The organism is Muricoccus radiodurans (assembly GCF_050154705.1).
GTDB lineage: Bacteria > Pseudomonadota > Alphaproteobacteria > Acetobacterales > Acetobacteraceae > Roseomonas > Roseomonas radiodurans.
This window is the reverse complement of record NZ_CP189561.1, coordinates 4,495,761-4,512,776: the sequence shown is the minus strand read 5'-3', so window position 1 is coordinate 4,512,776 and position 17,016 is coordinate 4,495,761. Positions and strand designations below refer to the sequence as shown.

Annotated in this window: 17 protein-coding genes; 9 read left to right on the top strand and 8 right to left on the bottom strand. The window is 73.8% G+C overall.

What is annotated here, in order from left to right:
- Positions 1-7: 7 nt before the first annotated feature.
- Positions 8-640, bottom strand: a complete 633-nt coding sequence (locus ACP6CK_RS21145) for a DciA family protein (RefSeq protein ID WP_426955287.1) — start codon at positions 638-640, stop codon at positions 8-10.
- On the opposite strand from ACP6CK_RS21145, the gene ACP6CK_RS21140 reads away from it, so the two are divergent.
- From ACP6CK_RS21140 to ftrA, 3 genes are all read left to right on the top strand, one after another.
- Complete coding sequence (locus tag ACP6CK_RS21140) at positions 627-1,745, top strand: A/G-specific adenine glycosylase (protein ID WP_426955286.1); 1,119 nt, start codon at positions 627-629, stop codon at positions 1,743-1,745. The genes ACP6CK_RS21145 and ACP6CK_RS21140 overlap by 14 nt on opposite strands.
- Before the next feature lie 126 nt (positions 1,746-1,871).
- Positions 1,872-2,498, top strand: coding sequence for a glutathione S-transferase family protein (locus ACP6CK_RS21135; RefSeq protein WP_426955285.1), 627 nt, complete (start codon positions 1,872-1,874; stop codon positions 2,496-2,498).
- A gap of 223 nt (positions 2,499-2,721) precedes the next feature.
- Positions 2,722-3,702 carry a transcriptional regulator FtrA gene (gene ftrA / locus ACP6CK_RS21130; protein WP_426955284.1) on the top strand — a complete coding sequence of 327 codons (981 nt, stop codon included), beginning with the start codon at positions 2,722-2,724 and terminating at the stop codon, positions 3,700-3,702.
- A 132-nt stretch (positions 3,703-3,834) separates the two neighbouring features.
- Here ftrA and ACP6CK_RS21125 read toward each other — a convergent pair whose 3' ends face one another.
- Positions 3,835-4,020, bottom strand: a complete 186-nt coding sequence (locus ACP6CK_RS21125) for a KGG domain-containing protein (protein WP_426955283.1) — start codon at positions 4,018-4,020, stop codon at positions 3,835-3,837.
- Between the two features lie 164 nt (positions 4,021-4,184).
- Entirely contained in the window at positions 4,185-5,294 is a 1,110-nt protein-coding gene (hrcA, locus tag ACP6CK_RS21120) for a heat-inducible transcriptional repressor HrcA (protein WP_426955282.1), read from the bottom strand.
- Between the two features lie 151 nt (positions 5,295-5,445).
- On the opposite strand from hrcA, the gene ACP6CK_RS21115 reads away from it, so the two are divergent.
- From ACP6CK_RS21115 to ACP6CK_RS21090, 6 genes are all read left to right on the top strand, one after another.
- Positions 5,446-6,039: a peroxiredoxin gene (locus tag ACP6CK_RS21115; RefSeq protein WP_426955281.1), complete on the top strand. Its 594-nt coding sequence runs from the start codon at positions 5,446-5,448 to the stop codon at positions 6,037-6,039.
- Between the two features lie 479 nt (positions 6,040-6,518).
- Entirely contained in the window at positions 6,519-7,316 is a 798-nt protein-coding gene (gene rph / locus ACP6CK_RS21110; protein WP_426955280.1) for a ribonuclease PH, read from the top strand.
- Positions 7,313-7,936: a non-canonical purine NTP pyrophosphatase gene (locus tag ACP6CK_RS21105; RefSeq protein WP_426955279.1), complete on the top strand. Its 624-nt coding sequence runs from the start codon at positions 7,313-7,315 to the stop codon at positions 7,934-7,936. The genes rph and ACP6CK_RS21105 overlap by 4 nt, the downstream gene beginning before the upstream one ends.
- A gap of 66 nt (positions 7,937-8,002) precedes the next feature.
- Positions 8,003-9,103: a flagellar motor protein MotB gene (locus ACP6CK_RS21100; RefSeq protein ID WP_426955278.1), complete on the top strand. Its 1,101-nt coding sequence runs from the start codon at positions 8,003-8,005 to the stop codon at positions 9,101-9,103.
- Positions 9,100-9,966, top strand: coding sequence for a flagellar motor stator protein MotA (gene motA / locus ACP6CK_RS21095; RefSeq protein ID WP_426955277.1), 867 nt, complete (start codon positions 9,100-9,102; stop codon positions 9,964-9,966). Before ACP6CK_RS21100 ends, motA begins: the two co-directional genes overlap by 4 nt.
- A gap of 45 nt (positions 9,967-10,011) precedes the next feature.
- Positions 10,012-10,452, top strand: coding sequence for a PaaI family thioesterase (locus tag ACP6CK_RS21090; protein ID WP_426955276.1), 441 nt, complete (start codon positions 10,012-10,014; stop codon positions 10,450-10,452).
- 130 nt (positions 10,453-10,582) lie between these two features.
- On the opposite strand, the gene ACP6CK_RS21085 is transcribed toward ACP6CK_RS21090, so the two are convergent.
- The 5 genes from ACP6CK_RS21085 to ACP6CK_RS21065 form a co-directional block, all read right to left on the bottom strand.
- Positions 10,583-11,812 carry a glycosyltransferase family 4 protein gene (locus ACP6CK_RS21085; protein ID WP_426955275.1) on the bottom strand — a complete coding sequence of 410 codons (1,230 nt, stop codon included), beginning with the start codon at positions 11,810-11,812 and terminating at the stop codon, positions 10,583-10,585.
- Positions 11,813-11,942: 130 nt separating this feature from the next.
- Entirely contained in the window at positions 11,943-13,070 is a 1,128-nt protein-coding gene (locus tag ACP6CK_RS21080; protein WP_426955274.1) for a hypothetical protein, read from the bottom strand.
- Between the two features lie 10 nt (positions 13,071-13,080).
- Complete coding sequence (locus ACP6CK_RS21075; RefSeq protein WP_426955273.1) at positions 13,081-14,532, bottom strand: MBOAT family O-acyltransferase; 1,452 nt, start codon at positions 14,530-14,532, stop codon at positions 13,081-13,083.
- A gap of 293 nt (positions 14,533-14,825) precedes the next feature.
- Positions 14,826-15,803: a threonine ammonia-lyase gene (locus ACP6CK_RS21070; protein ID WP_426955272.1), complete on the bottom strand. Its 978-nt coding sequence runs from the start codon at positions 15,801-15,803 to the stop codon at positions 14,826-14,828.
- Between the two features lie 20 nt (positions 15,804-15,823).
- Positions 15,824-16,939 (bottom strand): NAD(P)/FAD-dependent oxidoreductase, encoded by a 1,116-nt coding sequence (locus ACP6CK_RS21065; RefSeq protein WP_426955271.1) that lies wholly within the window; start codon positions 16,937-16,939, stop codon positions 15,824-15,826.
- Positions 16,940-17,016 lie beyond the last annotated feature (77 nt).

Below are 17,016 nucleotides of genomic sequence, written 5' to 3'. Positions count from 1 at the left end.
ATAGGGATCACCGGTCCCGATAGACCCCGCGGGCCAATCTTGCCAGGGCATCCCGCAGGCCGGGGCTGCCGACCGTGCCGATCGCCCCCTCGACCGCCTCCGGCAGGGGTCGGTCCGGGCGGGGGCGGGGCGGGGGTGGGGTCGTCGGCGCCCGCTGCACGAACCGGAGCGCCTGCACCGTCACGGATCCCAGGGCGGCGTTGATCCGGCCGATGAGCTGCGGCCCGAGGTGCTGCAGCTCCATCGCCACCGGTCCGGAGCAGGCGATGGTCAGGGTTCCGGAGGACAGCCGCAGCGGCACGGTGACGGCCGCGATGGCCGGGCCCACCACCGCGGGCCAGTCCGCCATCAGCAGCGCCCCGGCCGGGCTCTTCCGCCGGAAGGCCGGGCGAGTGAGGCGGGGAATGAGGCTGCCCAGCGGCCGCGGCCCGAGATCCGGGCGTCGCGGCTCCTCGACAGGAGCCGGGCGCGCCGGCGGCCCGGCCTGGGTACGAGGGGCGGGCCGGTTCGCCGCGCCGTCTCCGGGCGCGGTGCCCTGCGGCGTGGCACCGGCTTCCGGTTTCGCGGCCGCGCGCCAGCGCGGGGGGCTGGACTTGCCGCCCGCCGCGCCCTCCCCTGCCCCGGCCTTGCCCGATCCCATCCCCGCACTCCCCGCCGCCGACGCGCTGCTCGCCTGGTACGATCGCCACCGCCGGACCCTTCCCTGGCGGGGCGAGGGCGACCCATACCGCATCTGGCTGTCCGAGGTGATGCTCCAGCAGACCACGGTCGCCGCCGTCGGCCCGCGCTACGCCCGCTTCCTCGCCCGCTTTCCGACTGTGGACGCCCTGGCTGCCGCGCCCTGGGAGGATGTGGCGGCCGAATGGGCGGGGCTGGGTTACTACGCCCGCGCCCGCAACCTGCACGCCGCGGCGAAGGCGGTCGCGGCCCGCGGCGGCTTCCCGAACACGGAGGACGGGCTGCGCGCCCTGCCCGGCATCGGCGCCTACACCGCCGCCGCGGTCGCCGCGATCGCCTTCGGCCGCCCGACCGTGCCGGTGGACGGGAATGTCGAGCGGGTCGTGTCCCGCATCCTGGCCATCCGCGATCCCCTGCCCGGCGCCCGGAAGATCATCGGGCCGGCCGCGGCGCGCTTCATGGACCAGCCGGCGGCCCGTGACCGGCCGGGCGACTTCGTGCAGGCGCTGTTCGACCTCGGCGCCACGATCTGCACGCCGCGCCGCCCGGCCTGCGCCATCTGCCCCTGGCGGGGTGCCTGCGCCGCCCAGCGGCTGGGGATCCAGGACGGCCTGCCCGTGAAGGCGCCCAAGGCCGCGCGCGGCCATCGCCACGGCCTGCACTTCCTGGCCCGGGACCCGGCGGGCCGCATGCTCCTCCGCCAGCGCCCGCCCGAGGGGCTGCTGGGCGGGATGCTGGAAATCCCGGGCGCCCCCTGGCGGGAGACCCCCTGGACGCTGGAGGAGGCCCTGCCCCACGCGCCCCTGCCCGGCCTGGACTGGGTCCTGCGCCCCGGGATCGCCCACCACGGCTTCACCCACATGGACCTGGACATGCTGCTGGCCACGGCGGACGCCCCGGACGCGCCGGCGCCGGAAGGCTGCACCTGGATGGCGCCCGACGCGGCGCGCGCCGCCCTGCCCACCGCCATCCGCAGCCTCCTCGCCCTGTTGGAGGAGCCGGCGGAAACCGCAACGAAGGCGAAATCCCGCGCGCCGCGCGGACGCGCAGCAACGCTCCGTTCGTGACGTCGCCGGACGGCGAGCGCAGGGCTCGACGGACCGCGCACGACGCAGGGGAGCCCGCCTCACTCCGCGGTTGAGGGCGCTCGGCCTCCCGCACAGGATCATCCTCGTCCCGAAGGAGCCCGGCGCATGATCCTCATCGGCCAGTACGACTCGCCCTTCGTCCGGCGCGTGGCGATCGCGCTGCACCTCTACGGCCTGGACTACGAGCACCGCCCCTGGTCCACCTTCGGCGACGCGGAGAAGATCGCGCCGCACAACCCGCTGCGACGCGTGCCGACGCTCCTCCTCGATGACGGGGAGGCGCTGATCGAGAGCGGCGCCATCCTCGACCACCTGGACGAAGTCGCCGGCCCCGACCGCGCCCTGATCCCCCGCGCCGGTCCGGGGCGCCGGGCGGCGCTGAAGCTCTGCGCCCTGGCCACGGGCCTGGCCGACAAGGCGGTGAGCCTCGTCTACGAGCGCGTGCTGCACCCGGAGGTCTCGCCCGCCTGGGTGGAGCGCTGCCGCACCCAGGTCGCCGGCGTGCTGGACGCGCTGGAGGCCGACCGCGCGCCCCGAGCCACCCGCTTCTGGTTCGGCGATAAGATCGGACACGGCGACATCGCGGTGGCCTGCGCCATCCGCTTCGTGCGGGAGGCGCATCCCGGCCTCTTCGACCCCGCGCGCTGGCCGGCGCTGGAAGCGCACGCCGCGCGCTGCGAGGCGATGGAGCCTTTCCCCGGCGTCATTCAGGTCTTCATCCCGCCGGCCTGATTCGCGGCGCGGGTGGCTCCGGGAGGCTCGGCCTCCCGGACCCTCCGCTGGGGGGCCAACGGCCCCCCCGGACCCCGCGTTCTGTTTTCGACGCGGGTCCAGGGGGCGCGTTCGCCCCCTGGTGGATGGGGTTTGGGGAAGGCGACGCCTTCTCCGGGGCCGGTTCGGACGCGGATCAGCCCGAACATGGCGGCTGGCACGCAGACGGTTTACCGTCCGGATCGTGCCACCTCCTGCGAACCCGCTCGTCGTCGCGCTGGCCTATGACGGGCTCTGCACCTTCGAGTTCGGCGTGGCGGTAGAGGTGTTCGGCCTGCCGCGGCCGGAGCTGGAGCCGGGCTGGTACCGCTTCGCCGTCGCCGGCGTGGAGGAGGGCCCGCTCCGTGCCATGGGCGGGGTGCGGGTGATGGCCGATGGCGGGCTGGACCTGCTGAAAACGGCCGGCACGGTGATCGTGCCGGGCTGGCGCGGCGCCGACGCGCCCGCCGACGCGCCGGTGCCGCCGCCGTTGCTGGAAGCGCTGCGGGCGGCGCACGCGCGGGGGGCGCGGCTGCTCTCCTTCTGCTCCGGGGCCTTCGTGCTGGCCGCGACGGGGCTGCTGGACGGCAAGCGCGCCACCACCCACTGGCGCTATGCCGCGGCGCTGGCCGCGCGGTATCCCGCCGTCACCGTGGTGCCGGATGTGCTCTACGTGGATGAGGGCCCCATCCTGACCGCCGCCGGCACCGCGGCGGGGATCGACCTCTGCCTCCATCTCATCCGCCGGGACCGTGGTTCGGCGGCGGCCGGCAGCGTCGCGCGCCGCCTCGTCGTCCCGCCGCACCGGGAGGGTGGCCAGGCCCAGTTCATCGAGCGCCCCGTGCCCGCCGTGCACGAGGCGTCCCGCCTTTCGCCGCTGCTGGACCGGATGCGTGCCTCGGCCGGCGAGGACTGGCCGCTGGACCGCATGGCCGCGGAGGCCGGGATGAGCCGCCGCACCTTCATCCGCCGCTTCCGCGCGACGACCGGCGCCACGCCCGCCGCCTGGCTGCTGGAGACGCGGCTGGCACGCGCGAAGGAGCTTCTGGAGACGACGCGCCTGCCGATGGAGACGGTGGCAGAGGCGAGCGGCTTCCCCAGCGCCGCGACGCTGCGGCTGCACTTCCGCGGGCGGCTGGGCGTGCCGCCCGGCGCCTACCGGGCGCGGTTCGCGGGGGTGGCGTAGCGCGGAGGACGCCGGACCTCCGCCCGGAGGCCCCGCCCTGTCCGTCGTTCCCCTGAGGGAAAGGCCCGTTCGCGCGTCCCGTCGCCCCGGGAAGGGAGTCACCCCTATCCCCGGGGTCCAGACGTCGCGCGATCAGTCGTTCTTGTGGCTGTTGTGGCCGCCCTTGCGGCCGGCGGCCGCGGCACGCTCCGGGTTGTTGGCGAAGTTGTTCGGGTCCTTGTCCTTGCCCGCGCCGACCGTCTCCTGGGAGACGCCCTTCTCCCCCGCGGCCTGCTCGCTGCCCTTGCTGCCGCCCTTCTGCGATCCGCTCGATGCCATGTCTGGCCCTCCTCTCGGTCCGGCGTATCGCCGGACCGGGGGAACGCTGGGTGGAGGGGGCTGTTGCGGCGTGGCGGGCGGGCTCTCCCGCTCGTGTGGGCGGGCCGCTGAAGGTCGGGCTTTGCGGCGGGATGCGCTCACGCGGGCCGCGCGCCCGGCGTGGTTCAGCCGAGCATCCGGCCGATGACCTGGGCGGTGTAGTCCACCACGGGGATGACGCGGCCGTAGTTGATGCGGGTCGGGCCGATCACGCCGATGGCGCCGACGATCCGCTCCTGCCCGTTGCGGAAGGGGGCGACGACCATGGAGAGCCCGGCGGTGTCGAAGACGCCGCTCTCGGCGCCGATGAAGATCTGCACGCCCTGGCCGCGCTGGGCGAGCTCCAGCAGGCGGAGCATCGTCTCCTGCGCTTCGAGGCGGTCGAAGAGCGACTGGATCTCCGCGACGCGTTGCGCCTGGTCCAGGTTCTGCAGCAGGCGGGACTGGCCGCGCAGGATGAGGGACCCGCCGCCGCCGCCGGCCCAGGTGGCGAGGCCGGACTGGACGACCTGGTTCGTCAGCGCGTCCAGCGCGGTGCGGTTGGCGGCGATCTCGGTGGTAACGAGGCCGCGCGCCTCCTCCAGCGTGCGGCCGTTCAGGCGGGCGTTGAGGTAGTTGCCGGCCTGGGTCAACGCGCCGGCGGGCAGGTCCGCGGGCACCTCGATGACGCGGTTCTCGACATGGCCGCGCTCTCCCACCAGCACCACGAGGGCGCGGCCGGGGCCGAGGGCGACGAACTCGATGTGGCGGATGGCGGAATCCGCCTTCGGCGCGACGACGAGGCCGGCGGCGCCGGCGAGGCCGGAGAGCATCTGCCCGGCCTCGGCCAGCGTGTCCTGCAGGGAGCGGCCCGAGGCGGCGCAGCGGGCGGCGATCGCCTCCCGCTCCTCATCCGTGAGGTCACCGAACTCCAGCAGCCCGTCGACGAAGAGGCGCAGGCCGCGCTCGGTCGGGAGCCGTCCGGCGGAGGTGTGCGGCGCGTAGAGGAGGCCCGCTTCCTCGAGGTCCGCCATGGCGTTGCGGATGGTGGCGGGAGAGAGCGTGAGCGGCAGGCGGCGGGAGAGGGTGCGGCTGCCGACCGGCTCCCCGGTCTCGACATAGAGCTCCACCACCTGGCGAAGGATGGCGGCGGCGCGGTTATCCAGGCCCGGGAGGCCCGTTGCCGTGCCCGTCAGGCCGACGGCGGTGAGGCCGGGGGTGGCGAGGCCGGGGCGATGATTGGGCTGGGAGCCCATTCGGGTGGTGAACCTCTCTCAACGTCGCAAGGGGATCAGGAAAGCTAGGAACGGGGGGTGCGGGCGTCAACGCGGCGCCGCGACACGGCGGGGCGGTGTTGCGCGGCGGGCGCGGCGGGCGCAGGACGGGGCGACGCGCAGGAGGAACCGAATGTCCGACGACGTGGCGGCGCCGCACCGGGACGTGCCCGACTGGTCCACCATCCCGGCCCCGGTGGATGACGGCGCGGTGCGGCACATCAAGGGGCGGCGCCTTCCGCCGGTCCAGCTGCTGGGAACGGACTGGAAGATCGTGGACCTGTCCCGGCTCAAGGGGCGGACGGTGGTCTTCATCTATCCCCGCACCGCGCCGCCGGACGGGAGCGTGCCGGAGGGGTGGGACGGCATCCCCGGCGCGCGGGGCTGCACCGCCCAGTGCCTCGCCTTCCGCGACCGGATCGACGAGCTGGGGGAGCTGGGGGTGCACCAGCTGTTCGGGCTGTCCACCCAGGATACGCGCTACCAGCGGGAGGCGGCGGGGCGGCTGGAACTGCCCTTCCCCCTGCTGTCGGATGCGGGGCTAACCTTCGCCAAGGCGCTGCGGCTGCCCATGATGGACGTGCCGGGGATGGCTCTGCTGCGGCGGATGACGCTGATGATCGACGACGGGACGGTGAAGGACGTGCTCTATCCCGTCTTCCCGCCGGACCGGAGCGTGGACGCTGTGCTGGACTGGCTGAGGGCGAACCCGCGCCCCTGGCCCTGACCGCGGGAGGGACGGCCGGGAGGGTGGACGCGGCGGCTACGGGGACCGGGCCAGGGCGGGAACGGGCCTCCGTCACAGGGCTGTGATGCCACACTGTGGCCGCGGCGCACGGCCGGGCAGCAACACGCCGCCGGCGCAGCCCGTGGAACGGATTCGAGTCGTGCTCCGCCGCTGATCCTGCCACATTCCGTCACCGACGGGACATTCTTCCGTCGCAGGCGCCGTGCCCCAATCCCGGCCTCGGACGGGAGCGCGGCCATGGCTGGAGCGCGGGACGAAGGAGGGCGCCACGTGTCGGGCAGCGGATCGGTGGCCGGAGTCTGGGCGACGATGCTGGCGCTGTGGCTTCCGCCCGGCGAGCCGGCGCGCGCGGCCTCGGCCCTGACGACGCCGGTCGTCGCGCCCGCCCCGGCGGAACCGGCGTTGACAGCGGCCGGCGCGGGCGTGTTGTTCCCGCCCCCACCCCGAGAGACCGCCCCATGTCCAGCCGCCCGTCCGGACGCGCCCCCGACGTCCTCCGAACCCTGAAGCTGGAGCCGGGCGTGGCCCGGCACGCGGAGGGGTCCTGCCTCGTCCGCATGGGATTGACCGAGGTGCTCTGCACCGCCAGCGTGGAGGGGCGCGTGCCGCCCTTCCTGCGCGGCAAGGGCCTGGGTTGGGTCACCGCCGAGTACGGGATGCTGCCCCGCGCCACCCACACCCGCGGCGACCGGGAGGCGGCGCGGGGCAAGCAGTCCGGCCGCACGCAGGAGATCCAGCGGCTGATCGGTCGTTCGCTCCGCGCCGTGACGGACCGCTCCCTGATGGGGGAGATGACGGTGACGCTGGACTGCGACGTGCTGACCGCCGATGGCGGCACGCGCTGCGCCGCCATCACCGGGGCCTGGGTGGCGCTGCACTTGGCCTTCGCCCATTGCCGGGCGAACAACATCATGTCCCGCGATCCCCTGATCGATCAGGTGGCGGCGGTGTCCTGCGGCGTGTGGGAGGGACGGCCGGTGCTGGACCTGGACTACGCCGAGGACAGCGCGGCCCACACGGACGGAAACTTCGTGATGACCGGCAAGGGCGGGCTGGTGGAGGTGCAGGCGACCGCCGAGGGCGCCCCCTTCACGCAGGAGGAGCTGGTGACGCTGCTCGGGCTGGCGCGGAAGGGGACGGCGGAGCTGTTCGCGGCGCAGCGCGCGGCGGTGGAATCCGTGGTGGGCTCGCCGCCGCCGACCGCGATGGGCGCGGCGCTGCAGGCCGCCGCCGCCAAGGCGGCGCGGCCGGCGTGACGGGCGCGCACCGGCCGCTGCGCGAGCGGCGGATCTGCCTGGCGACCCACAACGCCGGCAAGGCGCGGGAGAACGCGGCGCTGCTGGCGGAGTACGGGATCACGGTCGTCACCGCCGGGGAACTGGGCCTGCCGGTGCCGGAGGAGACGGAGACCAGCTTCATCGGCAATGCGACGCTCAAGGCGCGGGCGGCGGCCGCGGCGTCCGGCATGGTCGCGATGGCCGACGATTCCGGCTTCTCGGTCGCGGCGCTGGACGGGGCACCGGGCGTCTACACGGCGGATTGGGCGGTGCAGCCGGACGGGCGGCGGGACTATGCCCTGGCCATGGGGAAGGTGGAGCGGCTGGCCCGGCATTCGGCGGACCGGGGGGCGTGGTTCTCCTGTGCGCTGGCGCTGGCCTGGCCGGACGGGCACGTGGAGGCCTTCCTGGGGGAGGCGCATGGGCGCTGGGTCTGGCCGCCCCGGGGCGAGCGCGGCTTCGGGTACGACCCGATGTTCGTGGCCGAGGGGGAGAGCCTGACCTTCGGGGAGCTCGATCCGGCGCGGAAGCACGCGATCAGCCACCGGGCAGCGGCGTTCCGGACACTGGCGGAGGCCTGCCTCAAGCCAGGAGAATGAACCTATCGGGTCCTCGATAACGCGCCCGTGATCGGATCAACCGGACCTTAAGCACCCCCGGCGAGAATGCCCGCCGCATCCGGGGCAGGATCGGTGGCCGCAAAAGGCAAGGGCAAGGGCGGGAAGGACGGTGGCGCGACCATCGTCGTCCGGCGCATCGAGGAGGGCGAGGGCGGGCACCATGGCGGCGCCTGGAAGGTCGCCTATGCCGACTTCGTCACGGCGATGATGGCCTTCTTCCTTCTCATGTGGCTGCTGAACGCCACGACGGAGGAGCAGCGGCGCGGCCTCGCGGACTACTTCAACCCGACGAACGTCATGGCGCAGCGCACCAGCGGGTCCGGCCAGCCTTTCGGCGGGCGCACGCCGAGCGAGGTGGGGGAGATGGCCTCCAACGCCTCCACCCCACGGGTGGAGACGGGGCCGCGGCCCGTGCAGTTCGACCTGGAAGAGGATGACAGCGAGCAGCCCGCGACGCCGGTGGAACGGCGCGAGGGGCCGGTCGGTGACGACGAGGCGGCGACGCCGCGCCAGTTGCAGGCCCAGGGCCAGGGCCCGGCCGAGCGCGGGATGCCCGAGGGCGACCGCAGCGGCGACGCCGCCCGCGCCTCCGACGCGGCGCTGCGGGCGGAGTTGGAGCGGCGGGAGCGGGAGCAACTCGACCGGCTGGCGGAGCAGGTGCGGGCGGCGGTGCGGGATGATCCGACGCTGGCCGATCTCGCGCGGCAGCTTCAGGTGGAACAGACGCCGGAAGGGCTGCGCATTCAGATCCTGGATGCGGACCGGCAGGCGATGTTCGCCCTCGGCGGCTCGGCGCCGGCGGAGCGGGCGCGGGGGCTGCTGGCCCGCGTGGCCGGCGTGATCAACCGCGTGCCGAACGCGATCGCGATCTCCGGCCACACGGATGCGACGCCCTTCCGCACGGGGGACCGGTCGAACTGGGACCTCTCGGCCGACCGGGCGAACGTCACGCGCCGGCTGCTGGTGGAGGGCGGCGTGGCCGAGAGCCGCATCCGCAGCGTCACCGGCCTGGCGGCGCGGGAGCCGCTGATCGCCGACGACCCTGCCGCCGCCGCGAACCGGCGCGTCTCCATCCTGCTGCTGCGGGAAAATCCGCCCGCCGCACCGTCCCCCACCATCGCACCGACAAGGACTGCCGCGCGATGACCACCATCATCGGTTTCGTCTTCCTGCTGGCCACCGTCTTCGGCGGCTATACCATCGCGGGGGGCAAGTTCGGGATCATCCTGCACTCCCTGCCCTATGAGGCGCTGATGATCGGCGGCGCGGCGATCGGTGCCTTCGTCATGTCGAACTCGATGCACGACGTGAAGCACACGCTGGGCGGTTTCGGGAAGGTGTTCAAGGGCGCACGCTTCCACAAGGACGACTACGTGGAGATGCTGTCGCTGCTCTACTACTTCGTCCGCCTCGTGCAGACGAAGGGCGCGATGGCGCTGGAGCCGCACATCGAGAAGCCGGAGGAGAGCCCGGCCTTCGCGAAGTTCCCGAAGATCAAGAACAACCCCGACGCGGTGGCGCTCATCTGCGACTATCTCCGCATGGTCGGGATGAACGCCGACGATCCGCACCAGATCGAGGACGTGATGGCGCGGGAGTTGAAGAAAATGCGGGAGGAGGAGATGCATCCCTCCCACGCCATCCAGAACATGGCGGACGCGCTGCCGGCATTGGGGATCGTCGCCGCGGTGCTCGGCGTCATCAAGACGATGGCCGCGATCGACCAGCCGCCGACGGTGCTCGGCGGCATGATCGGCGGCGCGCTCGTCGGCACCTTCCTCGGCGTGCTGCTGGCCTATGGGCTGATGGGGCCGATGGCCGCGCGGCTGAAGGGCGTGGTGGATGAGGAGTGCAAGTATTTCGAGGTGATCCGCGCCGTGCTGGTGGCGCACCTGCACGGCAACGCCCCGCAAGTGTCGGTGGAGACGGGGCGGAAGATGGCGCCCTCCGCCTATATGCCGAGCTTCCAGGAGCTGGAGACGGCGCTGCAGGACCTGCAGATCGCCTGACGCGCCTCGCTTGACGGGACGCCGCCGCCCGGGCAGGGCGGCGGCATGGACGAAGCCCTGCCCCCCGCCCCGTATCACGAACTCCTCGGCATCACGCTGCTGGAATGGCGGGACGGCTACGCCAAGCTCGGGCTGGCCGCGGGGCGGCAGCACATGAACCGCAGCGGGATCGTGCATGGCGGGGTGATGCTGTCGCTCATCGACCAGGCCGGGGCCTATGCGGGACTCTACTGCACGGTCCCGGGGAACATCCGCCGCGCCGTGACGGTGGACCTGGACTGCCGCTTCACCGGGCAGGCGGGCGAGGGCCAGTTGATCGCCGAGGGCCGTATCGTGACCGCCGGGAACAGCGTCTTCTTCACGCGGACCGAGGTGTTCGGCCCGGACGGCAAGATGGTCGCCTTCGGCGCCGGCACGCATCGCTGGCGGCGCGGCAGCAACACCCCGGAGGGCGTGCCGGTCGACGCGCCGGTGGAGCGGGGCTGACGCACAGGAGAAGGAGACCGGGCACGCCTTGATATCCTGCGTGACATTGCAGCGATGGTCCGGTCCCGCCTCGTCCTCAAGCTGCCCGAGCGCCCGCCGCCGGTGCGGTTCCGCTAGCCCTGGCGCCCGATCAGCCCGACAGGGCCCGGCGCCAGCTCGCGATGAGGCAATCCATCGTGCGGTCCCAGGTGAAGAGGGGCGCGCGGGCCGCGCCCCGGGCGCGGAGATCCTCTGCCAGCGCCCCGTCCTCCAGCACGGCGCGCAGCCCGGCGCTGATGGACTCCTCGCTCAGCGGATCGACGAGGAGCGCCGCGTCGCCCGCGGTCTCCCCCACCGCCGTCGTGGTCGACGCGACGACCGGGGTGCCCGCCGCCATCGCCTCGATGATCGGCAGGCCGAAGCCCTCGTAGAGGCTCACATAGGCGAAGACGGCGGCGCGGGCGTAGAGCGGCACGAGGTCGTCGTCGGGGACATGCCCGAGCAGCTTCAGCGAGCCCTCCGCCACGGCGGCCGAAGCCTCCGGTGTCGAGAGCACGGTGCCCCAGCCCTTGCCGCCCACGATGGCCAGGGGAAAGCGCTTCCGGAGCGCGGCCGGCAGCGCGCGATGGGCCGCGAAGAGCCGGTTGAAGTTCTTGCGCGGCTCCAGCGTGGAGACCGAGAGGACGTAGCCCCGGTCCTCCAGCCCGGCGCGGGCCAAGGCCGGCGCCGCGTCCCCGGCTTCGACCGGCCGGAAGGAGGGGTTCGCGGCCAGGGGCACCACGTCCACCCGGTCCCGCGGGACGCCGAGCTCGGCGACCATGGCATCCGCGGTGAACTGCGAGATGGCGACGAAGCGTGCCGCGCGCTGAAGCGTGTCGCGGAGGTTGCGCGTGATCCAGGTGATCCGCTCCCGCGGATGCATCTCCGGGTGATGGTGCCAGGAGAGGTCGTTGATGGCGCTCACGGCCACGCCGCGGAAGGGGGAGAGGATGAAGTTCGGCTCGTGGTAGACCACGCCGCCGGGCGAGGCGTCGCGCAGCGCGCGCAGGGCGCTGCCGGTCAGCCGCAGCGCGCGGAGAGCGCGCAGCCGGTGGATGCCGGGAACCGCGCCGGCGATCCGCTTCGCCAGCAGCAGGGCCGGAGAGGGTCCCGCGCCGGCCGGGGACCCGTCCTCCGCTCGCAGAATCTCGTCGAGCATGTCGGGCGACCGCAGGCGGCCCTGTACGAGCAGCGACGCGGCGGCGATCTCCGGGCGGCCGCGCAGGGCGAGCGCGATCTCGAGGGTCACGCGGCCGATGCCGGACCGGCGCGCGACGAGGGAGTCCGCGCCCAGCACGAGGCCGATCGGCGGTTCAGGCTGGGCGGAGTGCGAGGGAGGCATCAAGGCGGCCGCAGGACTAGCACCCGCTCTCCGGGCCGGAAAGAACCGGCCTTCGGGGCTCCTCCGTTCCCGGCCGGCCGTCCTTCGGCAGCGGCATGATCCGGCCCGCAGCCCCCGGGCCGGGGCAGTGTCAGTCCGTGGTGGCCGCGCCGACTTCCGGCGGCAGGGCGGGGGGCGGCAGGCCGTTCCGCCGGGCATAGCCGGCCAGCACCTCCGAGATGCGCCCGCCCGGTGGCCCGGGCGCGCGCAGCCCGGCCGCCTGGAGCAGCGGCAGGAGGCGGGCAGTCGCCAGTGCCCGCGCCTCCGCATCCACATGGTAATAGGTGTCGAGGGCCCGGGATTGCGGAAGCCAGAAATCCGTCGGCGCCCCGAGATAGTCGAAGCCCCTCTCGGCGAGGATCGCGCGGATCTCGGCCAGACGCGGCGCGAGGCCGGCCGCGCGGGCGTAGCAGTCGTCGCCGGCCACCACGGGCGGGACGAAGACGACCGACACCCCGCGCGCGCGCGCCTGCGCCAGGATGGACAGGACGCGCCGGAGCCCCTCGCGATCGGGCGGCGGACGGTTCGGAACCCGCAGGGAGAAGAGGTACTCGGCGCAGCTCTGCCGTGCCGCTTCGGGGCGAAGGCTCCGCTCCGGGATCCATTGCGGCTCCTGCCGGCCTTCCGAGCCGAGCGCCACGAGTTCCGCGAAGCGGTCGAGGGCGAGCTGCCGCCGCGGGCGGTCGCGGCCGGGCAGCCGGGCGCCGAGATTGGCCCAGAGCGCGGGAACGGCGCTCGAGAGCGGCGTGGCGGCCAGGATGCGCAGCTTCTCCCGGAGGGGGATGCTGCGGAAATAGCTGGGGTAGAGGGGCACGCCGAGCATCACGTAGGTGTCGGTGAGCGCGTCGGGCTGCTCGTAGAAGGTCCATTCCAGCGGCATCACCACCGCATCGCCCGGCCGGGCATGAGCCAGCAGCCGCCAGGCCTTGTGCTGGAGATTGAAGCCGCCATTGTCGGCGACGATGATGCCGACCCGGTTCAGGCTCCGGCCGAGCGCCGCGACGTCGAGGCCGTAAAGGCTGCCCGAGCCGGCCTCGACGATCAGCCGCGGCCCGGGCGCGTCGTAGAGCAGCGCCTCCCGGTAGGACAGGCCGGGTGCGGGCGGGAAGGCCGCGATGTAGAGGCCGACGAAGAGCGCGAGGGCGAACGCCGCCCCCGCCGCCGCGGCCGCCGACAGGCGAAGCGCCCACCCCAAGCCGCTCCGGGCACCGGACGTCATCGTGGCGCCCCTAGAAGTTGAAGTAGAGGAAGGGGGAGGCGTTCGGCGCCGTCAGCCCCGTGGCGATGGCAGCCAGCGCCGCGGCGCCGGCCAGCGCGCCGGCGGCGAGCCCGGCACGGCCCGGGTTCTCCAGCGCGCGGGCGATCGCGTTGCTGTTGGGCGCGAGCACCGCGATGGCCAGGGCGGCGAGGATCAGGTCCTGCGCGTTGTCCGACAGCGGCGCGCGCGGCGGGTCGGCGGCCCCGGCGCCGTACATCGCCCCGATCATCTGCCAGGCCGCGTCGAAGCTTGTCGCGCGGAAGAAGACCCAGGTGGTCGTGACGAAGACGAAGGTGAGCAGCCAGCACACGAGGACGAGCAGCAGCCGCCCGGCCCGCCCGCGCGGCGCGAGAGGACCGAGATGCGACCGCACGAGGTGGCTCACGATCAGCCCGAGCCCGTGCAGCGCGCCCCAGATGACGAAGGTCCAGGCCGCGCCGTGCCAGAGGCCGCCGAGCAGCATGGTGACGAAGAGGTTGCGGTACCGCGCGAGCGGTCCCCCGCGGTTCCCGCCGAGGGGGATGTAGAGGTAGTCCCGCAGCCAGCGGGACAGCGTCATGTGCCAGCGCCGCCAGAACTCCACGAGGTCGATCGCTCGGTAGGGGCTGTCGAAGTTCGGGGGGAAGCGCACGCCGAAGATCCGGGCCAGCCCCACCGCCATGTCGGAATAGCCGGAGAAGTCGAAGTAGAGCTGGAAGGTGTAGGCGAGGGCGCCGTGCCAGACCTGCTTCGGCTTCGGCGCCTCTCCATCGGCCGCCATGCCGAACACCGCGTCGGCGATGAGGGCGAGGTTGTCGGCCAGGACGAGTTTCTTCGCCGCCCCGATGGCCAGCAGCGCGAGCCCGACCGCGAGGTCCTGCGCGGCGACGCCCAGCGGCCGGCGCCCCGTCTGGAACTGCGGGATCATCTCGCTGTGGTGGATGATCGGGCCGGCCAGGAGGTGCGGGAAGAAGGTGACGAAGAGCGCGTACTCGATCGGCCCGTGCCGCCCGCGCTGTCCGCGCGCGCAATCCGCGAGATAGGCGATCTGGGTGAAGGTGAAGAAGGAGATGCCGAGCGGCAGCGCCATCTCGGGAAGCTGGAACCCCTCGATCCGCAGGAGGGAGAGCGCGTTGGCCGCCAGGAAGCCCGTGTACTTGAACGCGCCGAGCAGCAGCAGGTTAGCGGCGACGCCGAGGGTGAGCAGGACCCGGCGCGCCGGCCCGGGCGCGGCCTCGATGGCGTGGCCCATCCAGTAGTTGAAGGCGATCGAGGCCAGCAGGACCGCCAGATGGTCCAGGCGCCACCACGCGTAGAAGAAAAGGCTGGCGAGCAGCAGCGCCAGCCAGCGCAGGCGGCGCAGCCCCGCGGACTCGGCGCCCCAGTCGATCAGCAGGATGGCGGGAAGGAAGCGCCCCAGGAAGACGGCGGACGTGAAGATCACAGCGGCAACACGCCCCTCGAAATCGGCCGCAAGCTATCCGGAGTCGGCGCATGTTCAAGGCCGATCCTCCGGCGCGCCTCCCGTCCGGAATGGTGCTCTATCTGGCGACGGCGTCGGTCATCGCCTGGCAGCGGGCCCATGGCGCGGTCTGCTCTGGCGGTTCACTTGGTCCGACACGAGGAACGAGGCGCGCGCTGCCGACCGCTCCCGCCTACGACGGGAGGTCCGGGAGACGGAAGGCTGATCGGTACGGGAAGGAGCAGGTGGGGGAGCCCTGAGCCGCCCCCCAAGCTTCAGGCCGCCAGCGCCCGCGCGAAGACGGCGGGGTCCACGTTCCCCCCGCTGATCACCACGCCCACCGTGCGGCCGCGCGCCGGGATCTTGCCGGCCAGAACCGCGGCCAGGGCCACGGCGCCGCCGGGCTCCGCCACGATCTTCAGGTGGTCGAAGGCGAAGCGCATGGCGGCGAAGACCTCGGACGGGGTGACGACGGCGGCGCCGGCCAGGCGCGGGCGGTTCACGGCAAAGGTGAGCTCCCCGGGGCGCAGGGAGAGGAGGGAATCGCAGAGCGTGGCGCCCTGGCCATCGGCCCGCTCGCGCTCCCCGGAGGCGAGGGATCGGGCGGTGTCGTCCCAGCCCTCGGGCTCCACGGCATAGACCTGAGTGCCGGGGCTGGCGCCCTCCGCGGCCAGGGCACAGCCGGCTACGAGGCCGCCGCCGCCGGTGCAGACGGCCAGCGCGTCCAGGTGCAGGCCGGCGGCGGCCGCGTCCTCGAACAATTCCAGCGCGGTGGTGCCCTGGCCGGCGATGACGTCGGGGTGGTCGAAGGGCGGCAGGACGGTGCCGCCGCGCTCCTCGGCCAGGCGGGCGGCCAGGGTCTCCCGGTCGGTGGTGGCGCGGTCGAAGAAGGTGATCTCGGCGCCCCAGCGGCGGGTGCTCTCGACCTTGATGGCGGGGGCATCCCCCGGCATCGCGATCAGGGCGCGCACCCCCTCCCCCGCCGCGGCACAGGCGATGGCCTGGCCATGATTGCCGGAGGAGTGGGTGACGACGCCGCCCCGGCGCTGCGCCTCGGTCAGGCGGAGCACGGCGTTGGTGGCGCCGCGCAGCTTGAAGGAGCCGGTGCGCTGGAGCGGCTCGGGCTTCACCAGCACCGTGCCGCCGACGGCCGCGTCCAGCACGGGGTGGCGGAGCATCGGCGTCCGGACGATCCGGCCGGCCAGGCGCGCGGCGGCGGCGCGGACATCGTCATGGGTGGGGAGGGCGGTCATCGGGCGGCTCCTCGGGTGGTTCAATGGGCTGGGGCGAAGCGGCGGGGGTCCACCAGGGGGACGATGTCGCGCAGGCCCTCCGGGTCCTCCTCGTTCACCAGGGCAGCGAGGAGGCGGCCGGCGGCGGGGGCGGTCTGGATGCCGTAGCCGCCCTGGCCGCAGTTCCAGAAGAAACCGGGCGTGCCGGACGGCCCGATGGCGAGGCCGCGGTCGGGGGTGAAGGTGCGCAGCCCGGCCCAGCGGTGCTCCACGCGGCGGACGGGGATGTCGAGGGCCTGCTGGAAGCGGTCGGCGGCGATGGCGACGTCCAGTTCGTCGGGCTGGGCGTCGCAGGGATCGCTGTCCGTCTCGTCCGCCGGGGAAACCATCAGGCGGGTGCGGGCCTCCGGGCGGGCATACCAGCTATGGGCCACGTCGCCGAGGAGCGGCCAGTCCGCCGGGGTGTAGGGCGCGGGGTCCACGATGAGGGCGGTGCGGCGCTTCGGCTGCAGGCCGAGCGGCGCGACGCCGGCGAGGCGCGCGACCTCGTCCCCCCAGGCGCCGGCGGCGTTCACCAGGACCGGGGCGGCGTGGACGGTGCCGTCCGACGTTTCGGCGTGCCAGAGGCCGGCCTGATGCCAGATGCGTCCGGCGCGGTGGCGCAGGGCGAGGACGCCGCCCTGCGCGCGCACGGCGCGGAGGAAGCCGCCATGCAGGGCTGCGACGTCCATATCGAAGCCGTTGTCCTCGATGGCGGCGGCGACGGCGTAGTCCGGGCGGAGAGCGGGGACCATCCGGCGCACGGCCTCCGGGGTGATGGGGGCGATGCCCTCGCCGCGGGCCATCAGGGCTTCCAGGGCGGGGACCTGATCCTCGGGCGCCAGGTGGATGATGGAGCGCGGCGACATGAGCGGCCCGTCGGCGAAGCCTTCCGGCGGGTTGCGGAAGAAGGGGCCGGAGGCGGCGGTCAGGAGCTGCGCGTCCGCTGTGCCGTAGTTGAGGATCCAGATCGCGGCGGAGCGGCCAGTGGTGTGATAGCCGGCGGTCTCCTCCGCCTCCAGCAGGGCGACGCGGCGGGTGGGGGCAAGGTGGGCCGCGGCGGTCGCGCCGCCGATCCCGGCGCCGATGACCACGGCGTCGAAGCGCTGGATGCTCATGGCGGCATGGTGCGGCCGCATGGCGGGGGCGGCAAGGACGCGGGGCCCCGCGCGTTGACGGTTTATAACGTCATGTT

Coding starts and splice junctions, on each gene's coding strand:
- ACP6CK_RS21135 (WP_426955285.1), top strand. CDS start 1,872: ATGATCCTCATCGGCCAGTACGACTCGCCCTTCGTCCGGCGCGTGGCG.
- ACP6CK_RS21145 (WP_426955287.1), bottom strand. CDS start 640: ATGGGATCGGGCAAGGCCGGGGCAGGGGAGGGCGCGGCGGGCGGCAAG.
- hrcA (WP_426955282.1), bottom strand. CDS start 5,294: ATGGGCTCCCAGCCCAATCATCGCCCCGGCCTCGCCACCCCCGGCCTC.
- ACP6CK_RS21100 (WP_426955278.1), top strand. CDS start 8,003: ATGCCCGCCGCATCCGGGGCAGGATCGGTGGCCGCAAAAGGCAAGGGC.
- motA (WP_426955277.1), top strand. CDS start 9,100: ATGACCACCATCATCGGTTTCGTCTTCCTGCTGGCCACCGTCTTCGGC.
- ACP6CK_RS21080 (WP_426955274.1), bottom strand. CDS start 13,070: ATGACGTCCGGTGCCCGGAGCGGCTTGGGGTGGGCGCTTCGCCTGTCG.
- ACP6CK_RS21065 (WP_426955271.1), bottom strand. CDS start 16,939: ATGAGCATCCAGCGCTTCGACGCCGTGGTCATCGGCGCCGGGATCGGC.
- rph (WP_426955280.1), top strand. CDS start 6,519: ATGTCCAGCCGCCCGTCCGGACGCGCCCCCGACGTCCTCCGAACCCTG.
- ACP6CK_RS21085 (WP_426955275.1), bottom strand. CDS start 11,812: ATGCCTCCCTCGCACTCCGCCCAGCCTGAACCGCCGATCGGCCTCGTG.
- ACP6CK_RS21115 (WP_426955281.1), top strand. CDS start 5,446: ATGTCCGACGACGTGGCGGCGCCGCACCGGGACGTGCCCGACTGGTCC.
- ACP6CK_RS21090 (WP_426955276.1), top strand. CDS start 10,012: ATGGACGAAGCCCTGCCCCCCGCCCCGTATCACGAACTCCTCGGCATC.
- ACP6CK_RS21125 (WP_426955283.1), bottom strand. CDS start 4,020: ATGGCATCGAGCGGATCGCAGAAGGGCGGCAGCAAGGGCAGCGAGCAG.
- ACP6CK_RS21070 (WP_426955272.1), bottom strand. CDS start 15,803: ATGACCGCCCTCCCCACCCATGACGATGTCCGCGCCGCCGCCGCGCGC.